17 protein-coding genes are annotated in these 17,717 nt (G+C 38.8%); 7 read left to right on the top strand and 10 right to left on the bottom strand.

Going from position 1 to position 17,717, the window contains the following annotated elements:
* The first annotated feature begins 161 nt into the window (after positions 1–161).
* Both ACFP56_RS12820 and ACFP56_RS12815 read left to right on the top strand, forming a co-directional pair.
* On the top strand, positions 162–1,025 hold the full coding sequence (locus ACFP56_RS12820; protein WP_379235046.1) for a LysR family transcriptional regulator: 864 nt from the start codon (positions 162–164) through the stop codon (positions 1,023–1,025).
* 178 nt (positions 1,026–1,203) lie between these two features.
* Entirely contained in the window at positions 1,204–1,956 is a 753-nt protein-coding gene (locus ACFP56_RS12815) for a class I SAM-dependent methyltransferase (RefSeq protein ID WP_379235044.1), read from the top strand.
* 216 nt (positions 1,957–2,172) lie between these two features.
* On the opposite strand, the gene ACFP56_RS12810 is transcribed toward ACFP56_RS12815, so the two are convergent.
* Positions 2,173–2,742, bottom strand: a complete 570-nt coding sequence (locus tag ACFP56_RS12810; RefSeq protein ID WP_379235042.1) for a TetR/AcrR family transcriptional regulator — start codon at positions 2,740–2,742, stop codon at positions 2,173–2,175.
* A gap of 149 nt (positions 2,743–2,891) precedes the next feature.
* On the opposite strand from ACFP56_RS12810, the gene ACFP56_RS12805 reads away from it, so the two are divergent.
* Positions 2,892–3,836 (top strand): ketopantoate reductase family protein, encoded by a 945-nt coding sequence (locus tag ACFP56_RS12805; protein ID WP_379235040.1) that lies wholly within the window; start codon positions 2,892–2,894, stop codon positions 3,834–3,836.
* A gap of 221 nt (positions 3,837–4,057) precedes the next feature.
* On the opposite strand, the gene ACFP56_RS12800 is transcribed toward ACFP56_RS12805, so the two are convergent.
* Positions 4,058–4,972, bottom strand: coding sequence for an ornithine carbamoyltransferase (locus ACFP56_RS12800; RefSeq protein WP_379235038.1), 915 nt, complete (start codon positions 4,970–4,972; stop codon positions 4,058–4,060).
* Between the two features lie 290 nt (positions 4,973–5,262).
* On the opposite strand from ACFP56_RS12800, the gene ACFP56_RS12795 reads away from it, so the two are divergent.
* The gene (locus tag ACFP56_RS12795; protein ID WP_379235036.1) at positions 5,263–6,042 is read left to right on the top strand and encodes a class I SAM-dependent methyltransferase; all 780 of its coding nucleotides are present in this window, start codon (positions 5,263–5,265) and stop codon (positions 6,040–6,042) included.
* 222 nt (positions 6,043–6,264) lie between these two features.
* Complete coding sequence (locus ACFP56_RS12790) at positions 6,265–7,242, top strand: phosphotransferase enzyme family protein (RefSeq protein WP_379235034.1); 978 nt, start codon at positions 6,265–6,267, stop codon at positions 7,240–7,242.
* A 201-nt stretch (positions 7,243–7,443) separates the two neighbouring features.
* Here the strand turns inward: ACFP56_RS12790 and ACFP56_RS12785 are convergent, their stop codons facing one another.
* Positions 7,444–7,632, bottom strand: coding sequence for a hypothetical protein (locus tag ACFP56_RS12785; RefSeq protein ID WP_379235893.1), 189 nt, complete (start codon positions 7,630–7,632; stop codon positions 7,444–7,446).
* Between the two features lie 82 nt (positions 7,633–7,714).
* On the bottom strand, positions 7,715–8,215 hold the full coding sequence (locus tag ACFP56_RS12780) for an alpha-L-fucosidase (protein WP_379235032.1): 501 nt from the start codon (positions 8,213–8,215) through the stop codon (positions 7,715–7,717).
* Between the two features lie 237 nt (positions 8,216–8,452).
* Here ACFP56_RS12780 and ACFP56_RS12775 point away from each other — a divergent pair, with 237 nt between their 5' ends.
* Complete coding sequence (locus tag ACFP56_RS12775; RefSeq protein WP_379235030.1) at positions 8,453–9,238, top strand: class I SAM-dependent methyltransferase; 786 nt, start codon at positions 8,453–8,455, stop codon at positions 9,236–9,238.
* A 135-nt stretch (positions 9,239–9,373) separates the two neighbouring features.
* Here the strand turns inward: ACFP56_RS12775 and ACFP56_RS12770 are convergent, their stop codons facing one another.
* Together ACFP56_RS12770 and ACFP56_RS12765 are read right to left on the bottom strand one after the other, a co-directional pair.
* Positions 9,374–10,117 carry a class I SAM-dependent methyltransferase gene (locus tag ACFP56_RS12770; RefSeq protein ID WP_379235028.1) on the bottom strand — a complete coding sequence of 248 codons (744 nt, stop codon included), beginning with the start codon at positions 10,115–10,117 and terminating at the stop codon, positions 9,374–9,376.
* A gap of 708 nt (positions 10,118–10,825) precedes the next feature.
* Entirely contained in the window at positions 10,826–11,404 is a 579-nt protein-coding gene (locus ACFP56_RS12765) for an NAD(P)H oxidoreductase (protein ID WP_379235026.1), read from the bottom strand.
* 352 nt (positions 11,405–11,756) lie between these two features.
* Here ACFP56_RS12765 and ACFP56_RS12760 point away from each other — a divergent pair, with 352 nt between their 5' ends.
* The gene (locus ACFP56_RS12760) at positions 11,757–12,080 is read left to right on the top strand and encodes a winged helix-turn-helix transcriptional regulator (RefSeq protein WP_379235891.1); all 324 of its coding nucleotides are present in this window, start codon (positions 11,757–11,759) and stop codon (positions 12,078–12,080) included.
* Positions 12,081–12,325: 245 nt separating this feature from the next.
* Here ACFP56_RS12760 and ACFP56_RS12755 read toward each other — a convergent pair whose 3' ends face one another.
* The 4 genes from ACFP56_RS12755 to ACFP56_RS12740 all read right to left on the bottom strand — a co-directional run bounded on the left by ACFP56_RS12755 (position 12,326) and on the right by ACFP56_RS12740 (position 17,477).
* On the bottom strand, positions 12,326–13,303 hold the full coding sequence (locus ACFP56_RS12755; RefSeq protein ID WP_379235024.1) for a tRNA dihydrouridine synthase: 978 nt from the start codon (positions 13,301–13,303) through the stop codon (positions 12,326–12,328).
* A gap of 140 nt (positions 13,304–13,443) precedes the next feature.
* Positions 13,444–14,628 (bottom strand): copper amine oxidase N-terminal domain-containing protein, encoded by a 1,185-nt coding sequence (locus ACFP56_RS12750; protein WP_379235022.1) that lies wholly within the window; start codon positions 14,626–14,628, stop codon positions 13,444–13,446.
* A gap of 170 nt (positions 14,629–14,798) precedes the next feature.
* Positions 14,799–15,599 (bottom strand): rhodanese-like domain-containing protein, encoded by an 801-nt coding sequence (locus tag ACFP56_RS12745; RefSeq protein WP_379235020.1) that lies wholly within the window; start codon positions 15,597–15,599, stop codon positions 14,799–14,801.
* 33 nt (positions 15,600–15,632) lie between these two features.
* Positions 15,633–17,477 (bottom strand): alpha-galactosidase, encoded by a 1,845-nt coding sequence (locus ACFP56_RS12740; protein WP_379235018.1) that lies wholly within the window; start codon positions 17,475–17,477, stop codon positions 15,633–15,635.
* Between the last annotated feature and the right edge of the window lie 240 nt (positions 17,478–17,717).

The following is a 17,717-nucleotide window of genomic DNA, read 5'->3' as shown; positions in this document are numbered from 1 at the left end:
CCCTCTTCTTTCATTCGCCCAAGGTACAAACCGCACCCCGAGTTTTCTTTTTCGCTTTAAATCGCGACTGGGACGATTATAGTTCAAGAAAAGAGTTGCTGAGAATAATCAGATTATATATATTCATATATATTAGAGGATATATGGGGGGGACATATTACATGGAATTGTTACAACTTCGCTACTTTCGAACAGCTGCGCAACTGGAAAACTTCTCAAAAACAGCTGAACAGTATATGATTCCCCAATCTGCAGTAAGCACGACCATCCGCAAGCTAGAAAAAGAGTTAGGTTGCGAGTTATTTGACCGATATGGAAAGAAAGTAACGTTAAATGAACAAGGAAAATTGTTTTTAAAGAAGGTCGATATAGCCCTAACCCATATCGATGCTGCTGTTGATGAGTTGAAATATCCGGTGTTAAAGACCATTGGTATCCATGTTCAAAGTGGGATTCATTTCATGTCAGATTTGGTTTCTGCGTTTGAAAAGGCCTATCCAGACCGTAAAGTTGTCTATTATCAAGGAGAGCCCGTTCTCGATCATGAAGGTGATTTCACCTTTTTTCAGCTTCCCATTGATGAAACTATCTATAGCTACCGCATCTTAATGGAAGATGAGATTGTGCTTGCAGCCCCACGCAATAGTAAGTGGGCACAGCTAAAAGAAATTGACCTAGCTGCTCTTCAACATGAAAAATTCATTTCCTATGATAGTAGAAACCAGCTTCGCATGTTGACAGAGCTTATTTGTGAAGAACATGGGTTTCGTCCGAATATTATATTTGAAGCAAATACGGTATCCGCCCTCCGTTCCATGGTAGAAGCAAATATGGGGCTCTCTCTTGTTCCCCGCATCTCCTGGATGTTAGAAGTATCTAAGCATGTTCAGTTAATTCCGTTCACTACACGTCCAAAACGCCATTTGGTACTTGCTTGGAAACTGCCCCTTTCACCTGACAAGCAGTTATTTTTAGATTTTGCTAGCAATTGGTTTGCACAAATGTCGGGGCCAAGTTCAAAGTAGCTTTTAATTAAATCAATCTTTCAAATGAGGTGAACTGGATGTCTTTCCGTATCGTTCGAGATATGTAGTTTTCGGGCTGGAAAAAACGCGTGCCAGCCATCAAAGGGGTAGTCTGCCCTTTTGGTCACATGAAAATGGTATCGGTCAAAAGTTTATCCTCATTGGAAGGTGGAATAACATGAATCCATCAGAATACAAATCGTTTTATGATAAAGTCGGCAAAATCAATGGCTGGGATTTCAGTAATGTAAAATGCGCTACTGAAGGAACAAGCTGGGATTTTTATCGTGAAGTAACGAAAGTCTGCAAGAAATCAGATCTATTACTAGACATTGGTACTGGCGGCGGGGAAGCGATATTATCAATAGCTGAATCTGCATTGCTTCTCGTTGGAATCGACCAATCAACCGGAATGATCGAAACCGCAGCTAGAAATTGTGCTGAATCAGGTGTACCTAATGTACGCTTTCTAAAGATGGAAGCTGACAATTTGGATTTTCCTAGTGAATTTTTTAATATCGTTTCTTGCAGACATTCGGAATTTTGCGTTGAAGAGGTCAAAAGAGTATTAACTAAGGACGGTACATTCCTAACTCAGCAGGTAAGCGAAAATGATAAATCCAATATTAAAGAAGCATTTGGAAGAGGACAGGCATGGGGAACAAAGACAGGCACATTAAAGCACCAATATATGACTCAATTAAGCACAGCAGGCTTCAGCGACATTAAGGCATTTGATTTTCATGTGAATGAATATTACCAAACGGCAGAAGACCTGATTTTCTTACTAAAACATACCCCAATTATTCCTGACTTTGGACGGACTGATGCAGATTTTCACATACTTCAACAATTTATTAAGGAAAATCAAACTCCGAGAGGGATTAAAACAAATTCAGAGCGCTTTATCGTAATTGCCACAACAAGGTAATTTGAAGGACGGCCTTGCTCTGTTGAAACGATGTTGGTATGACGATCAACGAGCGCAGCAAGCTCTTTTTGCAAAGTAGTTAATTTAAATGTCATAAGATCGTCTCAAAAAATATCAAGTTGGCATCGTGTACGCAGCCTATTAAAAAACTTGGCATAATATACCCCCCACCTTTGATGCCACATGTGTACCGAATACTACCATTTTGATCCGCCTTTACCCTTCATTGACTGAGCCAAAACTATAATACGGTTTTATCCCATTTGCAAATAGGCTATCGATCAACTTGACCAATTCTTCCGACGACAGATCTTTGCCGTTGCGTATCCAAAGACGAAACATAGATATTAATGTTGATATGTAAAACTCCATTATGTAAGGTGCCAAGACATCATTTGTTGGAAAGTCTTCAATCAATCTCTCAAAGGGAATTTCTCTTTTCAGGCGTTCAACAAAATGAGCAGAACCATAGTCGCCCAAGAGAGCTTTAATAATTGAAATTTCCTCTGCATTTTCCAAGCATTGAAGCGCATCCTGGAAAGTATGTGAAGAAAACTCTCTGCTAGCCATTTCCTCTTTAATGGATTTCATGACACGCTCTTCGACGTAGTCCAACAACTCATAGATATCTGTAAAGTATTGATAAAATGTACTGCGATTATATCCTGATTGGTTAGCAATCTCTTGAATGGTTATTTTTTGAATTGGTTTTTGGCTATATAAATCACAGAATACATTTATAAAAGTTTGCCTTGTTTTGTCCGTAATTTCAGGCTGCTTGTTCATTCGTTGCCTCCATGTTCTGTTCGATCGATCATACGACAGATATTAAAAATCTGATGGTTGATGACCATATAGTGACTATATACAATAACATTATACAACACGTTGTTTGATCATCAACAAGGATTAATGTATTTTTTTAGGAGGCTACTATGCGAATTTTATTCTTCGGTCGAGGTGTAATATCGACCCAATATGCTTGGGCTTTTGAAAAGGCAGGGCATACAGTTGAGTTTTACGTTAGAAAAGGGAGAAAAGAAACCTTCGGAAGCGATATAGAGCTTGAACTGTGGGACGGCCGAAAAGGGAAACAGGTAATAAAAGAAAGCTGGAACGTCAAACTGCATGAGGAGCTGAGCCCGAATTATGATCTCATTATTGTGAGTGTCAACACGGAACAACTTCCTGAAGCAGCACAATTACTATCGACTGCTGCCGGCAACACCCCTGTCCTAATATTCAATAACGTTTGGCAAGATTTGAAATCATCGATCTCACCATTGCCTATAAACAATGTTGTCTTTGGATTCCCAGCAGGAGGGGGCGGCATCGCGGACAATAAGTTTAGAGGTGGTTTTTTGAAAATGGTATTTCTGGAAAAACCACGGGCAGGCACTGAACATATTAACAACAAGATCAAAGCATTATTTGAAAGTGCCCATTTTAAAATTAGTTGGATAAAGGATATGCAAAACTGGCTGTGGAATCACTTTGCCATGAATGCGGCTATGGAGACCGAGGTGTTAAAGCGGGGAAGCTTTCCAGCACTCATGAATCATAATGACTCATTCGCAAATGTTGGTAGGAATATGAGGGAAATTATCCCTGTGCTTAAAGCAAGAGGTGCAAAGATTGATATGATTTCCCAACTGATAACTAAGATTCCACCGGCGCTTTTAGACACGCTTTTTAACAAGATTATTTTAGCAAAGGGCAGCTTGCCACGATTTTTCATCGAATACAACAATAGTAAACCAGGCTTTGCGATATTTGAAGTTGTGAAGGAAGCAAAAAAGCTGGGCATACCTTTACCACGTCTTACTGTCGCGTATGATAAAACTGAATATCACAAAGCTATTGAAAATTCCACATCATAGAAATCAGCAGGACTCTCTGTCATCATGAGAATAATTTTGGCCTTGGATTCTATTTTGTTCCAGGCCTTTTCTTCATCGAACGTTCTCCAACTCGTCTACGATATCTTAAATTTATTTGCGGAATCCGATTGTTCTTCCACATGTGACAAGTAGACAGTGACAACAAACATGTATGTGTCTGAAAGAATAGTGTTTGCTCTAACCCACCTGTTTAAATGTTTTTATTTATTAAGCAAGTTTAGTAGCAGTGACTTTTGAACATGCATCCTGTTTTCAGCTTGTTGATATATAATCGACCTGTCAGATTCGATAAGCTCTTCTTCAATCTCGTACCCGGGATGAATCGGCATGTCATGCATAATATATGGTGAGTACCCTCTAAGGTTTTCCCTATTTAGCTGAAATGGCAGCATTTGTTCAATTCTGCGATTCTTTTCTTCTTGATAGTGACTCTCGTGAAAAAATTCCATATCGACCCACGTATCCGTATAAACAAAATTAGATCTAGAGACAGCATCGGAAAGATTATTTAAGGTTTCCACATAACCACTTTGGACTGCAGTCTGCATTAGCTCCTCATCCCATGAAGGAGTATTAATTATAGGAGTTACTAGCAGAAGCTTGATTCCTAATGAAACACATCCTGCTACTAATGAATTAGCTACGTTATTATGTATACCGACATAAGTAATGGTGATTCCGGAAAAAGACCCTGTTACCTCATAAACTGTCATCAAGTCTGCTAATGCTTGACATGGGTGATATTTTTCGCAGCATCCGTTGATTACTGGAACTTTGGAGTGCTTAGCCAATTCAAGTATATCTGAATGTTTCTTTAATCTCGCCATAATTACATCACAATTTCTTGATGCATACTGAGCCTCATATTTTATTGGAGAGATACTGAAATTACTTGATTCCCAATCCATCGTTACAGAGTATCCACCCAACTGATTAATTCCAGATTGAAAAGATAAGTTAGTTCTAGTCGATGTCTTTTGAAATAGCATGAGGAGACCTTTTCTTTCGCAAGCATGATAATACTTTTCGGGGTTCTTTTTTATCTCAATCCCTAATTGGATGATGGACTGAAGGGATTCTTTATCCAATTCTTTTAACGATAACAAGTGATTCATAGAGTCAGCTCCAATGTATTTTTATTCATAATAATGAATATATATGCAATTTTATTGTATTAGGTATTCTATGTCAACTTTTTATTTTCAACCTAATCAGTACGGAAAAAAGATGACGGATCGCTTTAACATTTAAGCTTAACTCCATTAATGACCATCGTTGTTTAAATTAATCTAGGAACTTAACACCATAGGTGTAGCGCATAATGGAGTTATTTAGTACAATAGATATAAATGAAACTAAGTTTCATACGATGAAACTTTTTTTTTGGTGAAAGGGGAGCTAGAAAATGCCAATTAACTTTCACGAAGAACAAAACAGGCAAACGTATACAACAAGACACGCTGATGAATCGTGGATATCTTTAATAAAAGATACAGTAGATGTATCGAATAAGCAGATTGCTGATATTGGGTGCGGAGGTGGCATTTATACAAAGGCTCTTATTAAGATGGGGGCATCTCATGTAGTTGGTATAGATTTCTCTGATGAGATGTTAAAAGGAGCGGCTACTAACTGTAAGAACATTCAAAACGCTACATTTCTAAAGGGAGACGCTTATCAATCAAACCTACCTGCAAACGAGGTTGACATTGTATTAGAAAGAGCATTAATCCACCATCTGAATGACTTAGATGCTTGTTTCAAGGAAGCATATCGTATCATTAAAGATGGCGGTGTTCTCATCGTTCAGGATAGAACCCCTAAAGATTGTTTACTGCCCGGGGATGACAAGCACATTAGAGGATATTTTTTTGAAAGGTTTCCTCAGTTAATGGATAAAGAGTTATCTCGTAGGTACGACTCAGATCACGTACAGCAAGCAATAGAATCGAATGGATTTCGATTAGCTAGAACTGTCTCACTTTGGGAAACAAGGCGTATTTATAATGATTATGAAGAATTAAAGGAAGACTTGCTGCTAAGAACTGGACGTTCTATACTTCATGACTTGACGGATGTGGAACTACTAGAATTAATTTCTTTCATAGGAGATAAACTTAAAGATAGTCAACCACCACTCATTGAGAAGGATTCGTGGACGGTATGGTTCGCTATTAAAGCGTAATCGATATGTTCATATCTCTCATTTAATTGTCTTTCCGCACTAACAGTGCTACACACTCCACATGTGACGAGTGCTCACGGTAGAATAAACTAAGATGTGGCTGTATTCCCCTTTGAACAAGAACTAAGTAGTTAAAAACAAATATAATCAACTGTTACAAGTTCTTCAATAGATAGATGTGTTATTATAATTTTATAATTGTAACAAGGAGAGATTTGTCAATTGAATGAAAATTTGAGTATCGCAAAAGAAGCATTAAATAATTACTCAATAACATGTAAATCGATTGATTTTATTGGACAAAGTGCAAATACTATTTATAAAATCACTGACCTTGAAAACAACAGCTATAGCCTCCGCTTACATACATCAAAAAGCGAAACCCTTGAAAGTTTTTGGACTGAACAGGAAGTTATTCATTCAGAAATGGTTTGGCTTCACTCCTTAGCCTCAGATACAGATTTAACCCTACCTTCACCTTTTAAGAATACTCACGGAGAATTCATTACAAACGTGAACAATATAAGTTGCACTTTGGTAAAATGGGTGGAAGGTGTGCAGAAACCCTTTATTACTACATTAGATGACGCTGGATACGTAGGTGAAATGATAGGTAAATTACATAGGCAATCATCTAATTGGAAAATCCCAAATTTATTTGAACGTCCTGCTTTTGATGGCTCTCGCATATTGCAATCACTTGAAAAACTTAAAGAGCAATCTAATGCAGGTTTGCTTAATGCAGATGATACAGAACTTCTTCAGAATGCAGGTCAACGAGTAATTAAAATGATGAACTCTATTGAAAGAACACCCCGCAATTGGGGAATGATTCATGCCGATTTGATTCCAAGTAATTTAGTGTTTCATGGAAAAGAAGCGAGCCCCATCGATTTTGGTGCTTGTGGTTTTGGTTTTTATTTATTTGATCTTGGCTGGACGTTTTCATATATACATCCTTCATTCAGAGACCAGCTACTTACATCATATTCTAAGTATCATCCGTTACCAGATGACTATATTGAGCTATTAGAAGGTTTTTTTATTGCAGGACAACTTGAAACCATGAATTTCTGGCTAGGTCTACCAGACTCGCAGGAATGGTTACCAGACCATATCGCTAAATTAGCCAATAGAGAAATTAATTCCTATGTAAAAAATGAATCGTTTCTTTTCAACGGTATACCATATTGGGAATAAAGATTTTTAATACATAAAACGCTATTAATCTAAGTTTAATAAGAACACAAGAGGCTGGGACAAACCCACCTCAAAAAAATAACCAGAAATGAAAAAAGATGAAAACCATCGTGGGTTCTCATCTTTTTCATTGTTAGAAGCTAGTTTTAGTCCCAGCCCCTCTCAATTTTTCTATGGTGAAATATGTCATTAGCTTTAGGATCAAGAATTGAGTTCAATCGCCAGACAATTGACGTATGGCGTCGGACGTTTGTCCGACAACGAAACGATCAGAGCGCCATAGGATTGTTCGAATGGAACTTCACCCACTCCAAGCAATCGGACGGACTTCACTTGATCTGCTGGAGTTAACGTGCGAATAAAAGCACGATGATCCTCAGGCCAGCGCATCTGGAAGGCGTACAGCGTATTGCCCTTTTGCGTGAAACGGAAGTCGCTGGCGTTCCAGTCTACCCTGTTCTCCTTGAAATAGTCAATAACGACGCGAGAGAGACCTTCGCCAGACACGCGGAACGGCCTTGTGCCGTATACACCTTCCCCGCATACCTGAATCCATCCATCCATCTCCAGCGATATCGACCAGAATTTCGATGACGTGTCCCGGTTTCTTGTATTCGGTTTTGACATGGTAGAACCAATCTCCGAGACAAGTATCAGTCTGCCAAGGCTCAGGCTTGATATTAGGCTCTTGGCTGCGCTCAATATCGAGAATCCCAATGCGGTACACCTCCTGTCTGCGGTCTTTCTGGTTGTAAACCGCGCGATTCACCCCGCCATTTGCCGCCGCGCTGCTATTGTACAAATGCGCGACAGCTTGCAGCCCGGCTGCGAAAAGAGGGTCATCAAAGGAGGCGTCTGCTTTATCCCACGCGCTAGCGAACGACAATCCGCCATCTGAGTACAGCAGGTCTGGCTGGTACAAGTCGATCACTTCCTTAATTACATCTAACCAGCGCTGATTCCACCCACGCATTCTCCGTATACCAAGGCGTTGGCTCAGATGACAAGTTTTGCGGATCGTCTTATTTGGATATGAGGTTGTCGAAATCAGAGTTTACGTCCGTCTGACGTGCCTGAAATTTTTTTGAATATTTGATTGATGTAAATAACCACTATAAAGTTAAGAGTACTCAAAGCCATCATAAGCTTTTGATATTAACTAATGTATAGTATGATGAAGTTGCGTCGGAAATATTTTGGAGGGATTCTTGTGGAGACTTTTCAACAGAACAAAAATGCATGGAACACTGGAGCCTACCAAGCTTGGATAAATCGGTTTGGAACTCCGGTCGAAGCCGCTATTAAGATAAAAGAACACCCTGAAAAAAGAATAGGTAATGTATTGGAGTATATGGGGGATGTCAAAGGAAAAAAAATAATCAATTTACTTGGTTCGAATGGAAACAAAGCAGTTGCCTTAGCTTTATTAGGTGCCGATGTGACAATCGTCGATTTTTCTTCGGAGAATGAGCGGTATGCTAAAGAATTAGCTAATGAAGCCAATGTTAAAATTAAGTACGTTGTATCCGATGTATTACATTTACCAACAGAAGTTTTATCCGGTGAATACGATATCGTTTTTATGGAGTTTGGTATTCTTCATTACTTCTTAGATTTAGCAAAGTTATTTCATGTGGTAAATGCACTCCTTCAAAAAGGCGGATTGCTTGTACTTCAAGATTTCCATCCAGTTTCTACAAAACTAATATCATCAAGAGGAACCACGGCAAATATTAGAAAACATAAAGTGACAGGGGACTACTTTGACTCTTCCATCGAGGAAAAGGAAGTTTCTTTTTCTAAATTTATTTCAGAAGGCAGTAATGAAAACATTCAAAAAGTTCATTTGCGAAATTGGACACTAGGAGAAATTGTCACGGCTGTTGCAAGCAAAGGATTATACATAAAGATACTTGAGGAACTACCAAATCTTTCTTCAGAAGTATTTGATAAAGGTATCCCGAAAACATTTACAATTGTTGCTGAAAAATTTTAACAACATCGTCTCAGCATCAAAAAAAGGGACTAGTAACACTCTACATGTGACGAGTGTTAGAAGGAAGAATGTTTGCTCTGAATCATGAACCATACATAAAGGGATTGCCTTAAAACAGCAATCCCTTTTCAAGACTTATACTTTTGTAGCTACAACCATTATTTCAATCTCATCTAAATTTATGCTTTGACGCTTCGCCCACTTCCCCAACGTGCCGCTCCACATGTTTTCCACCTGCAGCCCTACCTGAGAAAACATTTGTGTCAACTCAAACGGGAGGTATCTTCGCTCCTTCACCTCAACCTGCGTCTTACCTTCAGGCAAATCCCATTCATCGATATATTGTTCTATCATCGTTACAGGGTTAAACCTGCCAGAATCAACGTCCTCCTGAGTAAGGTTGCGAATTTTCGAGTAGGCATTCAAGGTTGTAAGTATAAATCGACCCTTTGGCTTCAATGCGTCAGAGATATTTTTAAGAATCGCCAAATCATGTTCGACCGGCTCCTCATCTCTGCCAACTAAACCAAATGCACCCTCACAAAGGCAGATAACCGCATCAAATGTCTTTATTGGAGTGTATTTCACCGCATCGCAATGAATCCATTCAATTTTCACATTCGCTTCTGTTGCCAGCTTATTAGCTTCCAAAAGCATACCTGACGATATATCGACTCCTGTGACCTTGTAACCACGCTTAGCTAGTTCGATGGAATGCCTTCCTGTTCCACACCCTACATCAAGAATGGTGCTTCCATCCGAAAGTTTCAATTCTTCAATTACAAAATCAACTTCCGAAATGGTGTTTCTAGTAAAACCATTATTCATATAGTAAGGTGCATGTGCATCAAAAAAAGATTCCCAATTACTTTTTTGCAACTTGTTATACCTCCATGTTATGTGAACCACGGAAACATCAATATATCATCTAAATACATGTTGATCCCGTAGATTACATTTGTTTTTTACCCTTTTGAAGATAGTTGAGTAGACTTTTCATACTGCATCTCTCCTTTAATATAAGATATTAAAATTGTACGTTAACTTCCAATTTTTTCACAAGGTGGAATATAGTTATACATATAATTTACCATTGCTTGCTTAAATATTTAAATCCATCCCTTTAAGCCCTAATCTATGGATCGATCGACTTTATTATGAAAGAAATTTATTTAAAAAGCCCATCCGTATAAGATGGGCTTCAATCTCAAGCTATACCTTCAATCATACCGTGTTGCTTTAAAGCTTTCAAAGCGTCCATTGTCCAAATGCTTTTCCAGATCCGTTCGCTTTCACCTGTTTCAGGCCAGTTTAATATAAAATTCCCCTCACTTGATTGAGTTTCTTATTCTTGCTTTATCAATTGATACAGGCATATTAACCTCCCAATAAATGAACGATTTATTCATTTATTCTATATAGTGGTATAAAGCTCCTGCAAATTCTACTAATTGACTTGAAAACCGAATATTTCAAGTATACGTTAATAGCCTGCGACACACTGTATTTATTAGAATAAAAAAGACACGGAGGAGCAATTCCGTGCTTTTGGAAAAAAGAGTGCGTTGGTTGTACTCTGCTTGAAGCTTACGCTTCCTTAGCATAGTTCAAGCCTAAGCGATAAGCGTGATCCAGCAGCATTTTGTAATGCTCGGGATGTGAATCCAGCGTTTCATACAAAAATTCAACTCTTGAGTTAGGAATACCGCAATAATCGGCTATACCAACATTGAGTAAATGAGTAATTGTTTTGTCGTAGCTGCGCTTTTGCATCTGCTCTTTCGAAACTCCCGCCAAACTCAGCCATAACACATGCTGATGATGCAGATGATTCGCACCATAGGCAAACCCATTGTTCCATACACGGTCAATATACCCCTTGAGCATTGCCGGCAAATGCCACCACCATAGCGGAAAAATAAACGTCAAAGCATCGTGCTCCTTCATCCGTTTTATTTCCACTTCAACCTCAGGGGAAAAGGTTTGCTCCTCCACTGACCAATCAGGCTCATCTGTCCCTTGCAAAACAGGATTAAAACCAATCTCGTGCAGGTCCAAGATCTCATAGTCATGGCCGGCCTCCGTAAGGCCTTGCACGAATCGATCGACTACCTTAAAGGTCAAGGAATCTTTTCTTGGGTGTGAAACAACGACCAGTACTTTCATTTGTATCCTCACTCCTATCCTAACCAGCTCGTAACTAGCCATGATGTATGGCTGATGCTATTATAAACAGGAAGAAAACGATCTGGAAGTACGCACTTTGAAGTGCTATGGGATGATACAGGTTCCATAGGAACGTGAAAGTACCCTAGTATACCTTGATATATATTTCTTATAAATGAATCTGAGTATTAAATGACAGGTTGCTCTAAACAAGTGCGACTCGAATTGGGTTTGTTTTGATTACGAGAAAACAGAGCATCGTAAGGAGGAGATAGAGTTGACGGAGCAGAGAAATGGTGAGCCTAGCGTGCCAAAGAAATACCGAGTAGGTGTGGAAGTAGCATTAGAAGTAATGGGTGGAAAATGGAAGCCTTTAATTATTTACCATTTGATGACTGGTCGGAAACGAACCTCTGAGCTTCGTCGATTAATACCCGACATTACGCAAAAAATGCTGACCACTCAGCTAAGAGGTCTTGAAAAAGACGAGATCATTACACGCAAGGTTTTTAATGAAATCCCTCCCAGGGTGGAATATGAATTAACATCCTATGGATGGGGACTGAAGCCCGCGCTTGACCATTTATGCTATTGGGGAGAAGATCATCTGGATAAAATCTATGGAGATAAATCGAAGGTTCTAGAAGAATTTCAAAGCGATACTGATACTGATTAAAAGTCCGAATCATGCAGAGAAAAAAGCCGCGGGATCCATGGAGTGATACCTGATTACTCGCGGCTCTCAAGCAACCTTTTTATACTTAGGCGGACTATTTAAGCTTTGGGTGAACTATGTGCTAGTTACACCTTCATCAACATTACAATTGAGTGAGCCTGTCACATCTCATTTTCTGACCAGTAACACCACACACTCCACATGTGTTGAGTACTGGTCGCTATGACGTACACCCTTACCTTAGTTTATTTATCTAAATCATTATAAAAATCTTGTAACACTTTGCGAACCTCAGCTGTAGATTTTGTTTGCATGAGCTTATCCTTCAACTCATCTGCCTGGTCAAATCCGTTAATATAGATCTTGAAAAATCGAAGCAGATGAACAAACGGTCTCGGTTCCAATTCTGTTGAATACTTATCATATAAATCTATATGAAGGTTTAACAATTCAATTTTTTCATCTCTGCTATGATGTCTAGGGTTTTCCTCAAAAGCAAATGGATTATTAAATATCCCCCTACCAATCATAATTCCATCTATTCCATATTGCTCAGCAAGCATTAAGCCTGTTTCCCGATCAGCAATATCTCCATTAATCGTTAATAATGTGTGCGGTGCAATTTGATCTCGAAGCTGTTTAATTTCAGGAATCAACTCCCAATGAGCTGCTACCTTACTCATTTCTTTCTTCGTCCGCAGATGAATAGACAGATTGGCAATATCTTGCTGTAAAACATGTGATAACCACTCGCGCCATTCATCAACATGTGTATAACCAAGTCTTGTTTTTACACTTACAGGCAATCCACCTGTCTTAGCAGCCTGTATAAGATCTGCAGCAAGCTCAGGCTGTAGAATAAGTCCACTACCTTTAGCCTTAGCTGCGACATTATGAGCAGGACAGCCCATATTAATATCTATACCTTTAAAGCCAAGCTTAGCCAAGCCTATACTCATTTCTTTATAGTATTCAGGGTTGTTTCCCCAAATATGTGCAACCATGGGCTGTTCATCTTCTGTAAAGTATAATCTGCCACGCTCACTATATATTCCATCTGGATTACAGTAACTTTCCGTATTGGTAAACTCAGTAAAAAACACATCCGGTCTACCCGCTTTAGCCACAACGTGACGAAACACGACATTGGTTACGTCTTCCATAGGAGCAAGTACAAAAAAAGGCTTGGGTAACTTTTGCCAAAAATTATCTAACAATTTCATTCCATTCCTCTCATTTCATACGTTAACCGTTAAATCAATATTATATCACATTCCACTGAAACATTAATAAACCCTCATCTTATGAGAAGATGAGGGCTAAAATTGCTATGATTCACACTCTATTCATCGAGTTAAACCAACTATTTTGCTCCGCGGAATACATCAATCCTTTTCAGATCCTCGCGATTTAACAAGATCGTATTATCGGTATCTAGCTTATATCTGACACCGTCGCTTTCATAAACAGTGCCTACCTTTAAGCTGCTCGGAACATTTTCAATAACATAAATGGTTGCATCATCAATCAGATCGTATATTACAATGCTGTTAGGAAGTTTACGCAGCGCCATCATCATACTTTCCATTTCCGGCTCGCTAACATATTCCTCCTCTACATAAGTTGATTCATTATCAGTGTTGTTGTTAACTTTATCTCGGTAGGTTTCTCCAAAGCCCTCACTAATCGGAGCTGTTGGAGTGTCAAATTGAGCAAAATACTGTTCAACTAATCTAGATGCGTCATTGTCCATTGCGAATCCATACAACCACTCATCATAAACATCTCCGAATGTATTCTGGTACCATTCCACTGTAAAGGTATAATTAGTAGCTCCCAAATAGTTTTTAAGCTGTGATGTATCCAAAAAGAAGCCATAAAGCTGCTGCTTTGTAGACTTATAGGTTTTTCCACCGTATTTCCACGTTACCTTTTCATTCATATTAATATTTCGTTTGTCCACCGTTTTCGTGTGGAAATAGTCTCTGTCACCTTGGAAATAGATCAAATATTTGTCGTCTCCAGGATAACCCATCAATCGTTTATATCCAGCATATTGTCCAGATGCATTTACTGCATACAGCTCATCTTGTTCATCTACTGCAAAATCCTTGGCATACACATAGCTGCCTGTTGAAATAAGGACGCTGTTAATCGACGAGCGCCATTCCACCTTACTTCCCAAGGCTTCCGTCACAAATCTTAGCGGAACCATCGTGTTGCCTTTTACCACTTTAGCCGGAACAGCAAGCGTTACCTTCTTACCATTCACATAAGCAGCAGTTTTGCCGATCGTCAACTTGATCTCTTTATCGCCTTGCTTGGCTGATACAGTTTGGGTATTTTTATCCCAATTCAGCGGCACACCAAGCGCTTCAAAAATGCTGCGCATTGGCACAAGCGTAGTACCTTTCTCTACGATAGGCGCAACAGACACCTTCAAGGCAGTACCGTCAATATAAATTTTGATCTTTCCTTGAGCAAATACAGAGGCGGAGCTAAAAAGCATCATTACTGTAAGCAAGCTAATTAAACCTTTTTTCAACATTTACTACCTCCCATTTTTTTCTACAAACACCTTAGATTACGAATCCTGGTTATTTTCGTTTCATATTTAAGAAAACAGCGTAACAAAAAAACCTAGAATAAAAGTGATGAGGCTAAGGACGGATTATCCTTAGCCTCATCTTATGTTTTAATTAAACATTCACGTTAGTATTACTTTTTTAAATGATATAGATGCTGCTCTATACCTGGAATTGTATAGATTTTGCTGTAGCCTGCATCTATAAGTGCTTGTGCTGCTAAAGAACTTTTATACCCCTTTTGACAGTAAAGTATTATCGGAGTATCCTTTTTAACACATACCGAGAACGGATTATTTGATATGTCGTGTAGGGGTATACAAATGCTTCCATCAATATGTCCTTGCTTGTATTCCTCATTTGTTCGTACATCGACAAGCATTGTCCTACTATTCAGTAACATCAATTCCCATGCTTCATCGGGTTGCAGTAATTTACTTCTAAACGCTTTGTCCTCAGTCTGAGGAATACGCTTCCCTCTATCAAGCATTCTTACAACAATTTCTTCCACTTCCGAAACAGTCATGTTACCCTTGACATCAAATACGTTATTTTCACGCCCTAACATGATACCTTTCACATATACCTGTGCTATATGCATAACGCAGGTACGACAGCTGTAAAGGTCAATAAGCTTTTCTGCTGCTGACCATTTCACCTCGTCTCTTTCTGATAATTCCGTCAAAAGAGCTTCATGAACGATTCTGGCAGCAGATCGACGCTCAATAGGTTTGCTTAAACTGGTCATATCATAGTCTTCTATTAAACCCTTATACAAAGCATAATCTAAATATCCCGATGTTGAATCGTCTCGCGTTGGCTCTATATTGCCCTTAATACTTCTAACAATCATTTTTACAAACTGTTCAGTAGTAACCTTATCTTCCACATCTGCATTGGCGACGCCTGCATCAGTATGTAGTAAATTCTTCATATTATATAGTTCCTTTTTGATGTACTATATCTGTTAAATAGGAGTAACTCTTAAGGTTACATTGTCATAGGCGTCAATGTCTGTAACAGAGAAGATCCCCGACGTGTTTTTTGTAACCTCACCTGACCATAAATCCGTTAAGCTATAGCTTGATGCATGAATAAATTTATCAGGATCAACCATTTTATGCCCAATATAACTGATAATGCGGCTTACATCAATGGAGTACTCGTTAGTATCTTTTGTGTCGCTCAAATTTATAAAGGACAATGCAATATCTCCATTCGCAAGAGATTTTACAAGAATATCAACTCGATTGTTATTAGCTACATATGCCGTATCGGGATTATCACTTTCGATAGAGCAGTAAATTCTCTTTGCCTGAATACCTAGCGCATCCTGATTTAATGCAATCAAGTCTTTGTTTGCTATTATATTCCAAAGCTCATCACCTTTTGTAACACGTCTTAAATCCATTCCAAGCATAAGCGGGGAATTCATCATACACCACATAGTCATATGAGTTTTACTCATCGTATTCGTTATTCCATCCATACCGATTACAAACATATCAGGGTCGTTCCAACCCTTGTCAAGTCCGGAAAACTCGTCCATAATAACTGCCTTATTGTACTGAGAGGTTATACTATTGGTATAGTTCGAACTCCATGTACATGATCCCGGATTTCCATCAGAACCTACGCTGAAGGTAATATCATTTAGAATACGCCATGAGTCTCCAACCTTATATCCCCAGTTTTGCGGCTGTGTTTTACCCCATTCACAGATTGAGAGTACAATGTCATGGTCCTGTTTAGCCTTGTTCAAGCCTTCAAGAAAAACGGCATATGAATTAAGGGTGTTTTCCTGTCTTCTGTGATTCATCAGACGTATGATATTATCTCCTTCATTTAGAGACACCTTTATTTCTTCAGAATCTATAAAGGTTGTCGTACTATCGGTAAGAGGAAGTAAATTATCAAAATACCTAGTTTCATTATTTACGTTTCCTACTGCAAGCTGAAGCCAGCGTCCTACTCCAACCTCTTCGCCGCTTGCATAATTAACAGTTATAGAATATTCTCCCGCAACAGAAGCGTTCACAGTGAATGCAATTTCACACCAACGGTCGCCGATTGGTGTTACACCTCCATGTGTTCCGTCTAAAGTACCAATATTTGACACAAAGTCGTTACTGTCAATTATTGCACCCTCACCTAAAAGAACACCGTCCTTAACGGCATTTAAAGTTACATTTAATCCTTCTCCGGAGACTGTAATGCTTCTAATATTCGGAGCATAGGTATATTGTGCGTTTTTTTCATCTGAAAATGTTGCATTATCCCAAAGATAGTAGCAATTGTCCACTTTTATGAAGTCAACGCCCCAGTCAATATAAGACTTTGCATCGACATCCTCAAACCCACAAGTACCTACAGCGGAGCCGGCACAAAGATTTGTACCTATATCATTATACATACCGAATTTAAGTCCCTTATCATGTATATAATCAGACAATGCCTTAAAGCCGCTTGGAAATTTTATCGTTTCATTTGAAAGTAATCCGTCTACGCGCTCGGACTTATAGCATCCGTCATCAAGTACTATATACTTGTATCCCAAGTTAGCCAGATCCAAATCTATTAATGCGTCAGCCATTGACTTTGTAAGCTCCTCGTTGTTCTTACTGCCAAACGCATTCCAGCTGTTCCATCCCATCGCAGGGAGGCGTCCTATCTTTTTATTCAACAGCACCTCTCCGTTTGAGAATGCCGGAAACATATATTTTGGGTCAGTGAGCACATCAGGTGCTGTTCTTGAAGTAGTTTTTGCCGATATCGGCTTATTGGCTTCATTTAAATCCTCAATTATGCTCATAAAATATCCTCCTAGTATATATGCTCATAACTCTATTAAATATTAAATAAATTGTTTAATAGATTCATAATATACTAAAGTTTAACACAAAAACCATATACATCAAACACTATTTTGAAAACGCTTTATATGAAGATTTTATGGTTGCGTACGTTATGAAAATTGTATACATCCCGATAGCCTAGTTGTCCATAATAACCATTCCTCTAGAAAGAAGAAGATCAATTTGCTGTTGGTAAG

The sequence above is a fragment of the Paenibacillus septentrionalis genome, assembly GCF_042659865.1.
Lineage (GTDB): Bacteria > Bacillota > Bacilli > Paenibacillales > Paenibacillaceae > Pristimantibacillus > Pristimantibacillus septentrionalis.
Note: the sequence above shows the minus strand (reverse complement) of the source record. Positions and strands in the feature narration are given on the sequence as shown.